General features: G+C 65.4%; 22 protein-coding genes. 15 read left to right on the top strand and 7 right to left on the bottom strand.

Features of this window, described 5'->3' with window-relative positions; translation table 11 throughout:
* The first annotated feature begins 160 nt into the window (after positions 1-160).
* The 3 genes from GA0061098_RS14485 (at position 161) to GA0061098_RS14475 (ending at position 1,253) form a co-directional block, all read left to right on the top strand.
* The gene (locus GA0061098_RS14485) at positions 161-388 is read left to right on the top strand and encodes a hypothetical protein (protein ID WP_244550826.1); all 228 of its coding nucleotides are present in this window, start codon (positions 161-163) and stop codon (positions 386-388) included.
* A gap of 266 nt (positions 389-654) precedes the next feature.
* On the top strand, positions 655-861 hold the full coding sequence (locus GA0061098_RS44970) for a hypothetical protein (protein ID WP_165637359.1): 207 nt from the start codon (positions 655-657) through the stop codon (positions 859-861).
* Between the two features lie 71 nt (positions 862-932).
* Entirely contained in the window at positions 933-1,253 is a 321-nt protein-coding gene (locus GA0061098_RS14475) for a hypothetical protein (protein ID WP_028144894.1), read from the top strand.
* Between the two features lie 14 nt (positions 1,254-1,267).
* On the opposite strand, the gene GA0061098_RS14470 is transcribed toward GA0061098_RS14475, so the two are convergent.
* From GA0061098_RS14470 to GA0061098_RS14460, 3 genes are all read right to left on the bottom strand, one after another.
* A complete protein-coding gene (locus tag GA0061098_RS14470) occupies positions 1,268-1,837 on the bottom strand; it encodes a TetR/AcrR family transcriptional regulator (protein WP_091956913.1) in 570 nt (189 codons plus the stop codon).
* The gene (locus GA0061098_RS14465) at positions 1,837-2,181 is read right to left on the bottom strand and encodes a DMT family transporter (protein WP_091956991.1); all 345 of its coding nucleotides are present in this window, start codon (positions 2,179-2,181) and stop codon (positions 1,837-1,839) included. The genes GA0061098_RS14470 and GA0061098_RS14465 overlap by 1 nt, the downstream gene beginning before the upstream one ends.
* A 190-nt stretch (positions 2,182-2,371) precedes the next feature.
* Complete coding sequence (locus tag GA0061098_RS14460) at positions 2,372-3,037, bottom strand: O-methyltransferase (RefSeq protein ID WP_091956912.1); 666 nt, start codon at positions 3,035-3,037, stop codon at positions 2,372-2,374.
* Positions 3,038-3,134: 97 nt separating this feature from the next.
* Here GA0061098_RS14460 and GA0061098_RS14455 point away from each other — a divergent pair, with 97 nt between their 5' ends.
* Together GA0061098_RS14455 and pdxY are read left to right on the top strand one after the other, a co-directional pair.
* Positions 3,135-3,767: a TetR/AcrR family transcriptional regulator gene (locus GA0061098_RS14455; protein ID WP_091956911.1), complete on the top strand. Its 633-nt coding sequence runs from the start codon at positions 3,135-3,137 to the stop codon at positions 3,765-3,767.
* Positions 3,768-3,846: 79 nt separating this feature from the next.
* Positions 3,847-4,665: a pyridoxal kinase gene (gene pdxY, locus GA0061098_RS14450; protein WP_091956910.1), complete on the top strand. Its 819-nt coding sequence runs from the start codon at positions 3,847-3,849 to the stop codon at positions 4,663-4,665.
* 5 nt (positions 4,666-4,670) lie between these two features.
* On the opposite strand, the gene GA0061098_RS14445 is transcribed toward pdxY, so the two are convergent.
* Positions 4,671-5,975: a M15 family metallopeptidase domain-containing protein gene (locus GA0061098_RS14445; protein ID WP_091956909.1), complete on the bottom strand. Its 1,305-nt coding sequence runs from the start codon at positions 5,973-5,975 to the stop codon at positions 4,671-4,673.
* A gap of 334 nt (positions 5,976-6,309) precedes the next feature.
* Between GA0061098_RS14445 and GA0061098_RS14440 the strand changes: the two genes are divergently transcribed.
* The 4 genes from GA0061098_RS14440 (at position 6,310) to GA0061098_RS44965 (ending at position 7,646) form a co-directional block, all read left to right on the top strand.
* A complete protein-coding gene (locus tag GA0061098_RS14440; RefSeq protein WP_028144887.1) occupies positions 6,310-6,474 on the top strand; it encodes a Flp family type IVb pilin in 165 nt (54 codons plus the stop codon).
* Between the two features lie 114 nt (positions 6,475-6,588).
* A complete protein-coding gene (locus GA0061098_RS14435) occupies positions 6,589-6,792 on the top strand; it encodes a hypothetical protein (protein WP_091956908.1) in 204 nt (67 codons plus the stop codon).
* A gap of 172 nt (positions 6,793-6,964) precedes the next feature.
* A complete protein-coding gene (locus tag GA0061098_RS14430) occupies positions 6,965-7,213 on the top strand; it encodes a hypothetical protein (protein WP_091956907.1) in 249 nt (82 codons plus the stop codon).
* Between the two features lie 274 nt (positions 7,214-7,487).
* Entirely contained in the window at positions 7,488-7,646 is a 159-nt protein-coding gene (locus tag GA0061098_RS44965) for a hypothetical protein (RefSeq protein WP_165637328.1), read from the top strand.
* Between the two features lie 18 nt (positions 7,647-7,664).
* On the opposite strand, the gene GA0061098_RS14425 is transcribed toward GA0061098_RS44965, so the two are convergent.
* A complete protein-coding gene (locus GA0061098_RS14425; RefSeq protein WP_091956990.1) occupies positions 7,665-8,225 on the bottom strand; it encodes a bifunctional transcriptional activator/DNA repair enzyme AdaA in 561 nt (186 codons plus the stop codon).
* 124 nt (positions 8,226-8,349) lie between these two features.
* Between GA0061098_RS14425 and GA0061098_RS14420 the strand changes: the two genes are divergently transcribed.
* Positions 8,350-8,766 (top strand): nuclear transport factor 2 family protein, encoded by a 417-nt coding sequence (locus GA0061098_RS14420; protein ID WP_091956989.1) that lies wholly within the window; start codon positions 8,350-8,352, stop codon positions 8,764-8,766.
* Positions 8,767-8,852: 86 nt separating this feature from the next.
* Positions 8,853-9,773 carry a DMT family transporter gene (locus GA0061098_RS14415; protein ID WP_091956906.1) on the top strand — a complete coding sequence of 307 codons (921 nt, stop codon included), beginning with the start codon at positions 8,853-8,855 and terminating at the stop codon, positions 9,771-9,773.
* Between the two features lie 7 nt (positions 9,774-9,780).
* On the opposite strand, the gene GA0061098_RS14410 is transcribed toward GA0061098_RS14415, so the two are convergent.
* On the bottom strand, positions 9,781-10,131 hold the full coding sequence (locus tag GA0061098_RS14410) for a zinc ribbon domain-containing protein YjdM (protein ID WP_018322971.1): 351 nt from the start codon (positions 10,129-10,131) through the stop codon (positions 9,781-9,783).
* A 126-nt stretch (positions 10,132-10,257) separates the two neighbouring features.
* Complete coding sequence (locus GA0061098_RS44960; protein WP_165637358.1) at positions 10,258-10,431, bottom strand: hypothetical protein; 174 nt, start codon at positions 10,429-10,431, stop codon at positions 10,258-10,260.
* A 378-nt stretch (positions 10,432-10,809) separates the two neighbouring features.
* Here GA0061098_RS44960 and GA0061098_RS14400 point away from each other — a divergent pair, with 378 nt between their 5' ends.
* The 4 genes from GA0061098_RS14400 to GA0061098_RS14385 all read left to right on the top strand — a co-directional run bounded on the left by GA0061098_RS14400 (position 10,810) and on the right by GA0061098_RS14385 (position 12,957).
* Positions 10,810-11,457 (top strand): cell envelope biogenesis protein TolA, encoded by a 648-nt coding sequence (locus tag GA0061098_RS14400; RefSeq protein ID WP_091956904.1) that lies wholly within the window; start codon positions 10,810-10,812, stop codon positions 11,455-11,457.
* Between the two features lie 124 nt (positions 11,458-11,581).
* Positions 11,582-11,875, top strand: a complete 294-nt coding sequence (locus GA0061098_RS14395; RefSeq protein ID WP_245323317.1) for a (2Fe-2S) ferredoxin domain-containing protein — start codon at positions 11,582-11,584, stop codon at positions 11,873-11,875.
* 45 nt (positions 11,876-11,920) lie between these two features.
* Complete coding sequence (locus GA0061098_RS14390; protein WP_245323316.1) at positions 11,921-12,277, top strand: HdeA/HdeB family chaperone; 357 nt, start codon at positions 11,921-11,923, stop codon at positions 12,275-12,277.
* 143 nt (positions 12,278-12,420) lie between these two features.
* The gene (locus tag GA0061098_RS14385) at positions 12,421-12,957 is read left to right on the top strand and encodes a helix-turn-helix domain-containing protein (protein WP_091956902.1); all 537 of its coding nucleotides are present in this window, start codon (positions 12,421-12,423) and stop codon (positions 12,955-12,957) included.
* Positions 12,958-13,029: the final 72 nt, after the last annotated feature.

The following is a 13,029-nucleotide window of genomic DNA, read 5'->3' as shown; positions in this document are numbered from 1 at the left end:
AGGCCTTTACAATTTAAGACAGATCTTCGCGGGCAGATTTCATCGATCGTAACATGTCTATCCAAAGCTGTAAGCATCCACTCGGGGCAGCGGGGCACGGGAGGATGATATGAGACAGAGCCAGGCGGAGACGCGCCGCCAAAATGTCGCGAAGCGTTCGATGACGAAGGAGGCCAAACAGCTGACCGGCCTGATTGCCGGGCTCCGCGAATCCCTCGAAGGGATCCACAAGGAACGGACGAGCACAAAGCTCACCGGCGCCGAGATGGGCATGCTCGACGAGCGTCGCAACAACCTGCTGCTTACCATCGCAGCGCTCGACGACCGCCTCTCCGCGGTGCAGGGGCTGATCGATCTCGGCCGACCCCACATCATCCGCGTGCACTAGCGGGGGCTCGGCCATGGGACGATCGGTTCCGTTGCTGCCGTGACGGGCCGCCCCCGGCGGTCGATCGGGCACGCCATGGTCCAGCACGGCTGGTAGACGGCGCCGTCGTCGCAGGGGGAAACCTGCGATGGGTTGGAATCGCATCCCAGCGGGGCACGGCTCGACACCGGTCGCCGGCCGATCATCGGCGCCATGCCTGCGGATGGCACCAAATTGCCACGCTCCCGGCGAATTGCCGCCAAAGCCCGCTGCCACGAGGAGGCCGGGTGCAGGGCGACGCAAGGGGATGCGAATTGGCCTACAAAATGATCGCAGAACGCGACAACGAGAAGTACAGTTTCGCCCGAGAGAGCCGGCTGCTCATCGTGGCGAAGGCGAAGGTGTGGGCGAGCGAGGGGTGGCGGGTCGTCATCACCGACCAGGACGGCAAGGCCTACGAACCGCCGGACTTCGATCAGCTGTCGGCGGCGTGACCGAAGGGCGGGCGAGAGGACGGCATTTGAGATCGCTGTTTCGATCGGGGCGCGACCGGATCGTGTCCGTGATGACCGTTGCAGCCGCCGCTGTTCTGACGGTGACGGTCGCCGCCGCGCAAAATCTCGACGCCGGCAAGCCGCCCGCAAAGCTCTTCGCTGAGGGCTGTGCGACCTGCCATCGCAGTCCGCGCGGCCTTGCCAAGGGTCGCTTCAGCCTGACGCTGTCCTGGTTTCTCAGGGATCATTACGCGACCAGCTCGGACTCGGCCAAGGCGCTCGCGGCGTATCTTGAGTCAGTCGATACTCCGCCGCCGCGCGCTGCTACCAAGCCCGCCAAGAAGCCCGCGCGATCCGCATCGCGTCCGCCCAAGCCCGTGCAGAGCCAGTAGGACGTGCGGGGCTGCTATCTGCGCCGATAGGTCTGCGCGAGCAGCCGTGCGTGCACGGCGCGTAGCTCGGCGCTCATCCGCGTCTGTCCCGTCGTGACATAGGAGAGCCATGCGCCGTCGGCGGCGAGGCGCACGATTTGCAGATCGGGCGCGTCGTCGGTCGTGCGATGACGCTTAAGGCGCGCCTTGATCCAGTCGTTCCAGAGCCGGCGCAGCGGCGGATCGGTGACGACGACCATGCTCAACGCCGCCCATGGGGTCGCGAAGCCGAAGGCCTTGCCGGTGAACACGGCATTCACATAGGCCCGCGTGAAGCTGCCGTTTGGTTTCGGGTCGGCTTCAATCGCGGCGTCGATCTCGGCATCGACGCGCGCGAGCAGGTCGGCAAACAGGCCCTCGATCAGCGCCTGCTTGCTGCCAAAATGGTGAAACAGCCCGCCCTTGGTGACGCCGGCTGCGACTGCGACCGCCTGCACCGTGACGCCGGCGACGCCGTGGTCCATGGCGATCGCCGCGGCACAGTCGAGCAGGGCGCGCCGGACCTGCACCGGCTGCTTGGCGCGGGTGTAGCGGCTTTCCGCCATCAATGCACACTGGCCTGCGAGAACAGGTTGATGACCACGACCCCGGATACGATCAACGCGATGCCGACGAAGGCCGCGGCGTCCAGCATCTGGCGGAACAGCACGAAGGAGACGGTCGCCGTCAGGATGATGCCGACCCCGCCCCAGATCGCATAGGCGATGCTCAAGGGGATGACGCGGATCGCCACCGACAGCGCATAGAACGAGGCGACATAGAACAGCACCATCGCCAGCGTCGGCCACGGCCGGGTGAACTGCGCGGATTGCTGCAGGAAGGCGGACGCCGTGACCTCGAGAATGATGGCGAGGGCGAGCGCTGCGTAGGCATTGAAGGCGGAGGTCATGATCAACTCCGGCGCGGGGGCGATAAGAAAGATACCGCGCGGTAGGTATGTTTAGCACGCCGGGCGCGGCTTTGGCCAGGACGAGGTATCACGTGTGAGTGACGAGGCTGCGACACCCGTGACGCAGCATGGAGCCGCCGCGTGGTGAACAGCGCGGCGGCTCCAAAATTTCGTGGCGTTTCGACCGGTGTCAGCTGATCCGCACGGAGAGTTCGACGTCTTCGGCGAAGGGCGTGGACATGTAGCCGCTGCCGGGCGCGCGCACCCGCGCCAGATAGTCCGGGCTGTCGTCGGCATTGTCGGCGACGATGATCGCACCCGGTCCGAGATGGCCTTCCAGCAGATCAAGGATCTCCGGATAGAGCGCCTTGGCGCCGTCGAGCAGCACGAGGTCGATCGCATCGGGCAGATCGGCGCTGAGCGTCTTCAGCGCGTCGCCTTCACGGATTTCGACCAGATCGATCAAGCCGCCGGCGATGAGGTTTTCCCTTGCCCGCGCCGCCTTGGACGGCTCGAACTCGCTGGTGATGAGGTGGCCGCCGCCATTGTCGCGCAGGCCTGCGGCAAGGTGCAGCGTCGAGATGCCGAACGACGTGCCGAACTCGACGATCACCCTGGCGCGGGAACTGCGTGCCAGCATGTAGAGCAGTTGGCCTGTCTCGCGCGAGACCGCGAGCGGTGCGTCCTTCAGGCGTCCGTAGAGGTCGCGATACTCGGTCTTGCTGCGCATCAAGCGCGCCCGGTCTGCGTCGGACAAATCTGCGACGGCGGCGCGCGTTGCGCCGTTTGCTGCCTCGGCCGCGTCGAACAGGCGGTCTAGCAGCGGCGCAAGCGATGTGATGGTCGGGGTGGTCATTCGAGGTCTCCAGAGTTGGCGAAGAAACGCGTGCTTGCGTGCCGAGTGAAATACGACTAATTAGTCGCATTTCCTATTCGCATTGCCTGAGTGAGCCATGGCCGAGCGTCGAAGCCGTTCAATTTCCTCACGAAAACAGCCGCAACAGGCCCGCTCCAGCGAGCTTGTCGCGGCCATTCTCGATGCCGCTGTTCAGGTCCTGGCGAAGGAGGGCGCGCAGCGTTTCACCACGGCGCGGGTGGCGGAGCGGGCCGGGGTGAGCGTCGGCTCGCTCTACCAATATTTTCCGAACAAGGCCGCGATCCTGTTCCGTCTCCAGAGCGACGAGTGGCGGCGCACGAGTGATCTCTTGCGCGATATCCTCGAAGACCGGGCGAAGCCGCCGCCGGTGCGGCTGCGCGCGCTGGTCCACGCCTTCATTCTGTCCGAGTGCGAGGAGGCTGCGATCCGCGGCGCGCTCAGCGATGCGGCGCCGCTCTATCGCGACGCGCCCGAGGCGCAGGACGCGCGAGCCGCCGGTGAGGGGATCATCGCGGCGTTCATGCGGGAAGCGCTGCCGAAAGCCTCGGAGGCGACCCGTGCGCTCGCCGGCGAGCTCATCAAGACGACGCTGAGCGAGGTCGGCAAGCGGTTTTCGGAGACGCCGCGCAGCGAGGCCGAGATCGCGCGTCATGCCGACGGGCTGGCCGACATGTTCTGCGCTTACCTCGGCGAGCTGGCGCGACGCTGAAGTGCGGGCGGCGCGTGCTCGCGGGGCGGAGACGGGCTACACTTGCATCGCCCGTCGTTTGTCCCTACGGACCTCTTTCATGCTCGTCATCTCCATTCAAAGCCAGGTGGTCCACGGCCATGTCGGCAACAGCGCGGCCGCCTATGCCATCCAGGCGGAGGGCGTGAACGTTGCGGCGGTGCCGACGACCGTGCTGTCCAACCATCCGCGCTATCCGAGCCTGCACGGGCGGGTGCTGGAGACCGAGCTCGTTGCCGATCTTCTGACGGGTGTGGAGGAGCGCGGGCTAGTTGACGAAGCGGCCGTGCTGGTGACGGGCTATCTCGGCTCGCCGGGCAACGCCGCCGTCATCGCCGATTTCGTCGAGCGGGCGCTCACGCGGAATTCCAAGCTCGTCTATCTCTGCGATCCCGTGATCGGCGATGATGGCCGCGTCTATGTCGCCGACGGCATTTTGGACGTCGTCCGGCACCGACTGCTGCCGGCCGCAAATCTGGCGACGCCGAACCAGTTCGAGCTCGAGCTGCTCTCAGGCCTTACGATCGCGGATGCGCAGGGCCTGCGCGCGGCGTGTACAGCGTTGGCGGGGATCGGCCGCATCGAGATCGTCGCCACCGGCTGCACGCTCACCGATACGCTCGAAGGGCAGGTGGAGACGATCCTGTGCGCCGACGGGCAATTGTCGCGCTTTGCGACGCTGCGCCTGCCGATCCGCCCCTACGGCACCGGTGATCTCCTCACGGGCCTGATCGCCGCGCATCTGGCCAAGGGCGAGGCGACGGAGGCCGCGGTGCGGCTGGCGGTCGAGACCATCTTTGCGGTGCTGGTGCGCACGCAGGAGGCTGGCACGGCTGAGATGCGGCTCGTTCCACTGCCGACGCCGGGACGCGCGCCGTAACCGTCTCAGGTCGCGCGCTTGCCCGTCGATTGCGCCGACTTCTGCGGCTTGGCCGGGCTCTTCTGCTCGCGCGCGGCTTGTGCCTTTTGGGCCTTTGACGGCTTGGCGCTCGCAACAGTCCGCGTCTTCTTCGATTTGGCGCTGGCGACTTCCTTGCGCTCGCTCGTGCCACGCTTTGAGATGTATTCAGCGCCGTCGACCGGGCCGACATGCGGCGGATCGCGGCCGAGATAGGGCCGGCCGATGCCGTAGGCCTTGCCGTTGGCGTCGACCCACTTCCACAGAATTTCCGTCGAGACCCAGCGCTGCGCGCGGTTATTGCCCTGGGTGCTGACAATATCCGCCGCCATGCCATGGCCGTAGCCGCCGCGCGTGCTGCCGCCGTGATAGGAGCGGTCGGAGGCGGCCTTCAGGCCGCTCGCGATCGACTGGCGATAATCGTCACGGAACGCGCTGGTGATGCCGGGCGAGAGGCCGGCGGCTTCCGCGGCGAGCAGCGTGCGGAACAGTTTCCGCTTGAAGCTCTTGTCCATGCCGCCGATGACGTAGTCCATCATCGACATGCCGGCGTGCTCGGCCGCCTTCGGATCCTTCCAGGTGAAATCCTGGTCGACCAGCTTGGTGAAGCTGCGCATCACAGTGACCGTCTTGCCCTTGCGCTTGACAGTGACGGCGCGGCGCTCCTGGACCTTGATCGAGTCCTCTTTTGCGGTGCGCTGATAGAGCGCCCAGAGGTAGCGGTCGATGCAGGCATCCATGACGAAGCATTCGTCGAGCACGGCGACGGTGTCGGCCGGCGGCGATGCCTTGCTCGCAGGCGTGACGGGGCCGCTCGCGATCGCCGCGGGGGACAGCGCGTCGGTCGTCACGATCTCGGTGGGATCGGCGGATGCGAGCTTGACGGGTGCCGGCGCTGCAACTGGAGCAGCCTCGCTGATGACGGGCTCTGGTTCGGGCGATATCTGCGGCGCGGGCGGCGTCTCCGTCGGAAGGATCAGCACCGGATCTGCCGAAGCGAGCTTGATGGCGGGAGGCTCGGGCACCGCTTCAGTGATCGTCGGGGCCGGTGCCGCAGCGACGGCAGCCGCGATGTCGGCGGTCAAGGCGATGCCGTCCTCGATCGTCGCAGCGTGCGGGACGTCGGCGAGGTCGAGCCGGCTGAGATCCTTCGCGCGCGACACGGCAGCCGCATTGGCGCCGCTGTTCTCAATGAGGGCAGGGGCATAGGTGGAGAGGGAAAGCGCCAGCCAGCCGGCGAGAACGGCCGAGGGGCACGCGACCGCCACCAGAAGAGACCGCCGATCGTTCATGATCCCTGCCTCCAAACGGTTCTGTTCGGACACGCTTTGTCGGAACAGTCATGATGCAAAAACAGTCTTGCACGGAAAGGCACGCAGCGCCTCGATTGTTCGGAGGACCGTGTGGCGACGCAATGGCGTAATTCGGCGAAATCGGGCTTTTCGCGGAGGTGTTGCCAAGCTGCAACGCGGGTTCCCCACTGCGGTTTTCAACGGAATCACCAGCAAATGCGGCGTTCATTGTCGTCAACTTGAAGCGATCGAATTCACTCAATCTTGGATTGTGCTCGTGCATTTCTCGCCTGCCGGCCGTTCCGGCAGAGTTGGGAAGGACACGATTGTGAAGTTGAAATGCAAATGGGCTGAATTCGTCGCCGATGAATCCGGCGCCACCGCGATCGAATACGGCCTGATCGCAGCCGGCATCGCGCTCGCGATCATCGAGATCATCTATGCGCTCGGCACCAATCTCGTCGCAAAGCTGCAAGCGCTGGCGACCGCGTTGAAATAGGGCGTCGCACCACGGCATCGATGACGGAGTGCGGGGCGGGCATCATCCGCTTGATGAGGGCGTCTTGCTGATGCGTTGCCGCAACTTTGTTGCGGCTGGCGCGTTTGGTCGGCCATGACGCATTCCTCGCTTCGTCCCATGGACGCCTTCGATCCCACCGAGCCCGCCATTCTGCACGATCGCATCACGGACACGATCATCACCTGGACCGCTGACCAGGCCGACGATTACCGCCAGGCCAGTCGCCCGGGCGAGGACGGAACCGTGGCCTGGAAGGCCTATCTCTTCGATGGCTGGGGCAATGTGCTCGGTGGCTGAGCACCGTCCATAAAACCGTCATGTCGCGGCCGGCGGTGATTCGGCCAACGCGTTGTACGCATTAAACATATCGCCATGCACAGCACGCGCTGTTGCAATGCAACAAAGCATGTCGCAACGCAGCAAAACGCGCCTAAATATGCTCCGACTCTTCCACTCAGGAGCATCACCAATGAACAAGAAGACTCTGTCGATCGCCGCCGCCATCCTGACGATCGCAGGCAGCACCGCGGCTTTCGCCGCCGAACTGCCGACTTACGAGACCAATGGATTTCCGGTCTCGCCCTTGCAGGTTCGCGTCCTCGGCGCCGCGCATGTCGAGCAGCAGACCGCTGCGCCGACCACGCTGGCCTCGGTCCACCAGACGAAGGTGCTCAGCCCTCGCAAGGTGAAGACCGCGACCGTTGGCGTGGCCCACTAAGCTGACATCGTGAACGGCAGATGGGTTCCGCGGAGAGGCGGGACCCATCTGCACCACGTGATCGAAATCGACGCTGCTCGCGCATCGTGCAAATGTCTCGGCACGATGAATTGACACCGATGCGCTGATTGAGAATCCGGCCGCGAACAAGTTCGCGTGAATGTGCCGGTGATGTATGCCCGTTCATAACGGGCTTGATCCTTTTAACAGTTGCTTTGCACGTCGCGTTGCTTGATGCGGCCGCCGCATTGTTGCGGCCAATTTTGAAATCATAATGGAGGCCATTATGCCCGTTGCACAGAAAGTCGTTGCCGCCACCACGTCGCCGCGTGCGTTCATTCTCAAGCAGACAGCTTTGTTCGCCGCCGCCGCTTTGTTCGTGTTCGTGCTGAGCCTGACCTACGGCCTCGATCTCAGCCCCGGATTTTTCTGAGCGACTTCCAGCGGCGCGCTAAGCTCTCCGCGCGCGCAGGCTTGACGGCGAGCGGCCGTAGAGTTCGGCGAAGGCGGCGTTGAATCTGCGCACGCTGCCGAAGCCGGCCTGGAATGCGATATCGGTCATGCTGTCGTCGCCGGCGTCGAGCAGGCGCTTGGCGCGCTGGACGCGTAGCGTCCTGGCGAGCTGCTGCGGCGTGGCGCCGACGTGGCGCTCGAACAGGCGCGCCAGATGACGCGACGAGATGCCGAGCCGCATCGCCAGATCGACCACCGAGCCTTCGTCGAGCGCGCCGTCATCGATCAGCTTGACGGCCCGCGCCACCGTGGAGCGCGTGCCGTTCCAGGCCGGGCAGAACGGCGCAGTCTCGGGCCGGCAGCGCAGGCAGGGCCGGAAGCCGGCGGCTTCGGCCGCCGCTGCCGTCGGATAATAGGCGACGTTGCGCGTCAGCGGATGCTTGGCCGGACAGACCGGGCGGCAATAGATGCCCGTGGTCTTCACCGCCGTGAAGAAGCGGCCGTCATAACGGGGATCGCGGCGCAGGCGCGCGGCGTTGCAGACATCGAAGCTCAGCATGGCCGGATCATAACGCATGACGGCAGCGGCGGAAGGGCTGCGGGATGACCGAGTCCGATTGTGGCGAGCTGCAAGGCGCATCGCGGCCTAGAAGGCGACCCTCAATGAAATGAGGGAGCGCATCATGTCCAGCCCGAAAGAGATCGTCCTGAACGCGTGGAAGATCTTTTCGTCGCGCGATGCCGAGCGCATCGCCGCATTGTTCACCGACGATGCCGAATGGATCGCGCCGAAGGGCAATGCCACCGCCGTCGCGCTCGATCACACCGACCACATGGTGGGACCGCACCAGATCGCGCGTTTCATCGCGCAGGAGATGCACAAGATGTTCTCGAACATCGATATCGCGTTCCGCGGCGTCTACGCCGACGGCGACGTCGTGATCGTGGAGGAACGGATGCGCGCCACATTGGCCGGCGGCAAGCCCTACGAGAACGACTATTGCTTCGTGTTCACGGTGGCGGGCGACCGGATCCGGCAGGTGCGGGAATACATGGATACGCGCAAGGGATGGCGGATGGTCTTCGAACAGGAGGCGTGATGCGTGGGCCCCACAATCGTCGCTGCGTGCCAGCCCTGCAGCCGCGTGGGTTGAGCCGATTTACACGCTGACATAAGGCTTGGTCCATGGATCAGCGGACGAGCGGCGCCGACGCTCTATCTCAGAACAAGGATGCGGCGCCGGCACTGGTCGGCGTAACTTGCGGCCTTGCCGCGGCGCTGTTCTGGGCGCTCGGCTTTGCCGCAACGCGGCATGGCCTCAAGCTCGGCTTCACGCCGGTCGATCTCCTGGTGCATCGCTATGTCTGGTCGGGGATCGCGTTCCTGCCGCTGGTGTTCCGGGCCGGCATTTCCGATCTCTGCGGTATCGGCTGGAGCAGGGGCCTTGTGCTGATGGTGCTCGGCGGCCCCGTGATGTCGCTGATCTCCTACACCGGCTTCCTGTTCGTGCCGCTCGGCCATGGCAGCGTGATCCAGCCCTCCTGCGCGACGCTCGGCGGCCTGCTGCTCGCGGCGGTGGTGCTGAAGGAGCACATCTCCGCCTCGCGCCTTGCCGGCGCCGTCGTCATCGTCGGCGGGCTCGGTGTGATCGGCGCGGAATCGATCGGCCATATCGGGGCCGACGGCGTGCTCGGCGATTTGATCTTCGTGCTCACCGGATTGATGTTCGCCGGCTTCGGCGCAGCTCTGCGCCACTGGCGCGTCTCGGCCGTGTCGGCCGCGCTGGTCATCAACGTGCTGTCGCTGCTGCTGCTGCCGGTCTACATCGCAACCGTCGGCCTCGCCCATGTTGCGGCGATCGGCGTGACCGAGAATGCGATCCAGGCGCTGGCGCAGGGCGTGCTCGCGGGCCCCGCCGCGCTCTATCTCTACGCCGTCTCGGTCCAGCGCCTCGGCGTTGCCCGCGCCGCGGTGTTTCCGGCCTGCGTGCCGGCGCTGACGCTGCTCACCGGCTGGCTGCTGCTCGGTGAGCCGCCGACGATGCTGCAGGCCGCGGGGCTGGTGACGGTGCTGTGCGGGTTCTATCTGGCGCAGCGGCAAAGCTAAGCGCGAGCTACGCCTTCTTCACGAACTCCGACTTCAGGTTCATCGCGCCGATGCCGTCGATCTTGCAGGCGATGTTGTGGCCGTCGCTGGCGTCCTGCAGGCGGATGTTACGCACCTTGGTGCCGCCCTTCACCACCGAGGAGGAGCCCTTGATCTTGAGATCCTTGATCACGATGACGCTGTCGCCGTCAGCGAGCACATTGCCGTTGGCATCGCGCACGCCCGCGTCCTGCGCGGTGTCCGCCGCCGCCTCCGCCGCACCGCTCCATTCATGGCCGCATTCCGGGCAGACCCAGAGATCGCGGTCCTGATAGGCGTGCTCAGAGCTGCAGGCGGGGCATTTCATCGTGTCGGTCATGGCAAGTCTCGTTGAACCCTTCTCTCGTCTCACGCTTCGTTCGCGGCGCGACCGTAGGGGCGGGATCGAGGAAAGCAAGGGAAAGCTGCCACCGGCCTGCAATCGCCATCGCCCGCCGGTGCGATATCACCGAAACAGCGCGGCGAAGATCACGTAGAACCAGCCCAGGATGCCGTGGATGATCGCCCACAGTATCGAATGGTTGTTGGTGTAGGAGATCGCGATGGCGAGCGCCGAGCCGAAGCCGACGCCGTATTTCGCGCCCTCGACGCGGACGCCGTAATGGCGATTGCCGTTCATGGTGATGCCTCCGTGAGTCGTTGACGGGCGCGAGCCTATGCGTTTGCCGCGATCCTGGCGACCGGCTTGATCCATGAGGCAATGTCGCCCTTGCGACTTGAGCTGCCTCAACGCCTCCGACACATCGAATCTCGAAAACAACCCCATGCACAGTAGAGGCGGCCTTGATAAGGCTCGTGTTTTCGGTTGTGCCGAATAATGTTCTGATGCGTCGGGCAAAACAGTGGCATGATGCGATGGTGCCGCTCGTCCGCGAGGAGTGCGCAGCCGGATGGAGCGCAAGCGTCATCCGGGATTTCACCCTTCCGAGACAAGACCCGGATTGCGCTGCGCTCCATCCGGGCTAGGCTGCGCCGGCAGTCGAGATTGCGGGACCACATGCCAGCAAAACCGAAACGAAAGCTGAAGACCTACCAGACCTCGCTCGGCTTCTACGACCAGGCCATCGCCGCGCCTTCGATGAAGGCGGCGCTCGAGGCCTGGGGCGCCAGCTCCAATCTGTTTCATCAGGGCGCGGCGAAGGAGACTGACGATCCCGATATCGTCGCGGCGACCATGGCCAAGCCAGGTGTCGTGCTCAGGCGCCCCGTGGGATCGGACGGGCCGTTCACCGAAAGCGCCGAGCTGCCCACCGATCTCGTCGATGACCACGCCAGGCCCAGACGCAAGGCCAGGAGCAAGACGCGATCGACGAAGCGTCCGGCCAAGGCCGCCAACAAATCATCCGGCAAGATCGACGATCAGGCCGCCCGCAAGGCCGCTGCGGCATTCGAGAAGGAGGAGCGGCGGCGCGATGCCGAGCGCCGCAAGGAGGAGGCCGCCCGCGCCAAGGCGCGCGCCCGCCGCGACAAGGCGGTCGCCATCGCGGAAGCGGCGCTGGACAAGGCGAGGCGGCAGCACGACGCGAAGGCGGAGGAGATCGACGCCGAGCGGGCCGCGCTGGATGAGCGCGCCGCGGCGGAGGAGGCGCGCTGGGACAAGCAGCGCATGAAGCTGCAGGAGGCGTTGCGCCGCGCGCGGGAGTAGCGGCGCGAAGGCGCTTGACCGACGTGCCGCCGCACGGCGGCGAGATCGCGGTTCCATCCCTATATGAACGGAACGCTCCTATAGGTTCTCCATGCCCGAAAAGTCCCCGAAATCTGCAAGTCCGATGATCGTGCGACCGCGCCGCGCGGCCCCGGTCCTGGTGTGCCGGAAGTGCCTTGAGCGCAGCAATGAGGGCCGCGACGTCAGGCGCGCACTGAAATCCGAACTGAAGGCGAAGAAGCGCGACGGCACCAAGCCGGCCAAGCTGATTTCGACCGGATGCTTCGGCCTTTGCCCGAAGCAAGCGGTCGTGGTTGCGAGTGGCGCCAGCCTGGCGCGACAGGAATACGTGCTGGTTACCGACCGCGACCAAATCCCGCGGGCGCTCGCGCTGTTGAACGATGAACGCGGCGGCTGATTTTTCAGCCGATGCTGCGAGGGCTGCGCGACAGGTCGGCAGCCGTTGATCTGGATCAACGGCCCTCAGCGCGATCATTGGACCTTGGCGCGTCAGGAAAATGTGATGGTCCCGTTCAGAGCGGCTGCAGCCGCGCTGCTTGCCGCAACGCTGATGGCCTCGCAGGCCGAGGCCCAGGTGATGGTCGACGTGTCGAAGATCACGTGCGATCAATACATCACCCAGCGCATCACCCACACTCGTAGCGTTAACATCTGGCTGAGCGGCTTCTATGCGGGGCGGCGCAACAATCCGGTGCTCGATACACAGCAGCTGGAGCGGAATGGGAACAAGCTGTCGCGCTTCTGCGAGTCCCACCGCGACATGCTGCTGCTCGACGCCGTGGGCGCATTGAAGAACTAGGTGACGCATCCTTTACCATAGCAGCGGGTCCCGGCCGGACCGCACCAAGTTTAGGGATAGCGGAAAAATTCTGCGGTAGCTTGCTCCGATCACGGCGGCGTCGATCCGCGGCTCGACGCCGCCGCAAGCTTACGGGAGCTGTCATGAGCGATCATCGCGCCGCAGTCAGGCATCACACGTTGCGCACCGGCATGATCGAGTTCGACAACGGCACCGGCAGCATTGTCAGCGTGCCCTGTACGATCCGCGATGTCTCCGGCACCGGCGCGCGCGTGGCTCTGAACAGCTCTGCATGGGTGCCGGAGCAATTTTCGCTGATCTTCTCGAGCGGCCTGCGCAAGGGCTGCCGGCTCGCCTGGCGCAAGGAGCGGCTGATCGGCGGCGCGTTCGCGGACGGCTATGCGAGCGCGGACGAGCAGGCCGCGATGATGACCGCGGACGAGCAGGCCCGGCACCGCCTCGGCATCGGCGCGCGCGTCAGAGCCGCACGCGAGACCCGCGGCTATACCGAGGCCCAGCTCGCCGAGCGCCTGGGTGTCACGCCCGCCTTCGTGGCACTGGTGGAGCAGGGCGAGGCGGACATCCCGCTGTACCAGCTGATGCACATCGCCGATTTGCTGATGGTCAGTCTCGACGGGCTCGTCGCGGGGCCGGTGCCGGAGGGCGTTGATGCGGGATAGGCTTTCGCAAGCCTTCCCCGTAGCCCGAGCGCGCGCCTCGTCGCGCGAAATTCGCTTGCCTTGCCCCGCGTC

The organism is Bradyrhizobium shewense (genome assembly GCF_900094605.1).
GTDB lineage: Bacteria > Pseudomonadota > Alphaproteobacteria > Rhizobiales > Xanthobacteraceae > Bradyrhizobium > Bradyrhizobium shewense.
This window is presented reverse-complemented; position numbering and strand designations above follow the sequence as displayed.

Bases quoted from the DNA above. Each gene is read 5' to 3' on its own strand.
- GA0061098_RS14485 (WP_244550826.1), top strand. From the start codon at position 161: ATGACGAAGGAGGCCAAACAGCTGACCGGCCTGATTGCCGGGCTCCGC.
- GA0061098_RS14475 (WP_028144894.1), top strand. From the start codon at position 933: ATGACCGTTGCAGCCGCCGCTGTTCTGACGGTGACGGTCGCCGCCGCG.
- GA0061098_RS14470 (WP_091956913.1), bottom strand. From the start codon at position 1,837: ATGGCGGAAAGCCGCTACACCCGCGCCAAGCAGCCGGTGCAGGTCCGG.
- GA0061098_RS14465 (WP_091956991.1), bottom strand. From the start codon at position 2,181: ATGACCTCCGCCTTCAATGCCTACGCAGCGCTCGCCCTCGCCATCATT.
- GA0061098_RS14460 (WP_091956912.1), bottom strand. From the start codon at position 3,037: ATGACCACCCCGACCATCACATCGCTTGCGCCGCTGCTAGACCGCCTG.
- GA0061098_RS14455 (WP_091956911.1), top strand. From the start codon at position 3,135: ATGGCCGAGCGTCGAAGCCGTTCAATTTCCTCACGAAAACAGCCGCAA.
- pdxY (WP_091956910.1), top strand. From the start codon at position 3,847: ATGCTCGTCATCTCCATTCAAAGCCAGGTGGTCCACGGCCATGTCGGC.
- GA0061098_RS14445 (WP_091956909.1), bottom strand. From the start codon at position 5,975: ATGAACGATCGGCGGTCTCTTCTGGTGGCGGTCGCGTGCCCCTCGGCC.
- GA0061098_RS14435 (WP_091956908.1), top strand. From the start codon at position 6,589: ATGACGCATTCCTCGCTTCGTCCCATGGACGCCTTCGATCCCACCGAG.
- GA0061098_RS14430 (WP_091956907.1), top strand. From the start codon at position 6,965: ATGAACAAGAAGACTCTGTCGATCGCCGCCGCCATCCTGACGATCGCA.
- GA0061098_RS44965 (WP_165637328.1), top strand. From the start codon at position 7,488: ATGGAGGCCATTATGCCCGTTGCACAGAAAGTCGTTGCCGCCACCACG.
- GA0061098_RS14425 (WP_091956990.1), bottom strand. From the start codon at position 8,225: ATGCTGAGCTTCGATGTCTGCAACGCCGCGCGCCTGCGCCGCGATCCC.
- GA0061098_RS14420 (WP_091956989.1), top strand. From the start codon at position 8,350: ATGTCCAGCCCGAAAGAGATCGTCCTGAACGCGTGGAAGATCTTTTCG.
- GA0061098_RS14415 (WP_091956906.1), top strand. From the start codon at position 8,853: ATGGATCAGCGGACGAGCGGCGCCGACGCTCTATCTCAGAACAAGGAT.
- GA0061098_RS14410 (WP_018322971.1), bottom strand. From the start codon at position 10,131: ATGACCGACACGATGAAATGCCCCGCCTGCAGCTCTGAGCACGCCTAT.
- GA0061098_RS44960 (WP_165637358.1), bottom strand. From the start codon at position 10,431: ATGAACGGCAATCGCCATTACGGCGTCCGCGTCGAGGGCGCGAAATAC.
- GA0061098_RS14400 (WP_091956904.1), top strand. From the start codon at position 10,810: ATGCCAGCAAAACCGAAACGAAAGCTGAAGACCTACCAGACCTCGCTC.
- GA0061098_RS14395 (WP_245323317.1), top strand. From the start codon at position 11,582: ATGATCGTGCGACCGCGCCGCGCGGCCCCGGTCCTGGTGTGCCGGAAG.
- GA0061098_RS14385 (WP_091956902.1), top strand. From the start codon at position 12,421: ATGAGCGATCATCGCGCCGCAGTCAGGCATCACACGTTGCGCACCGGC.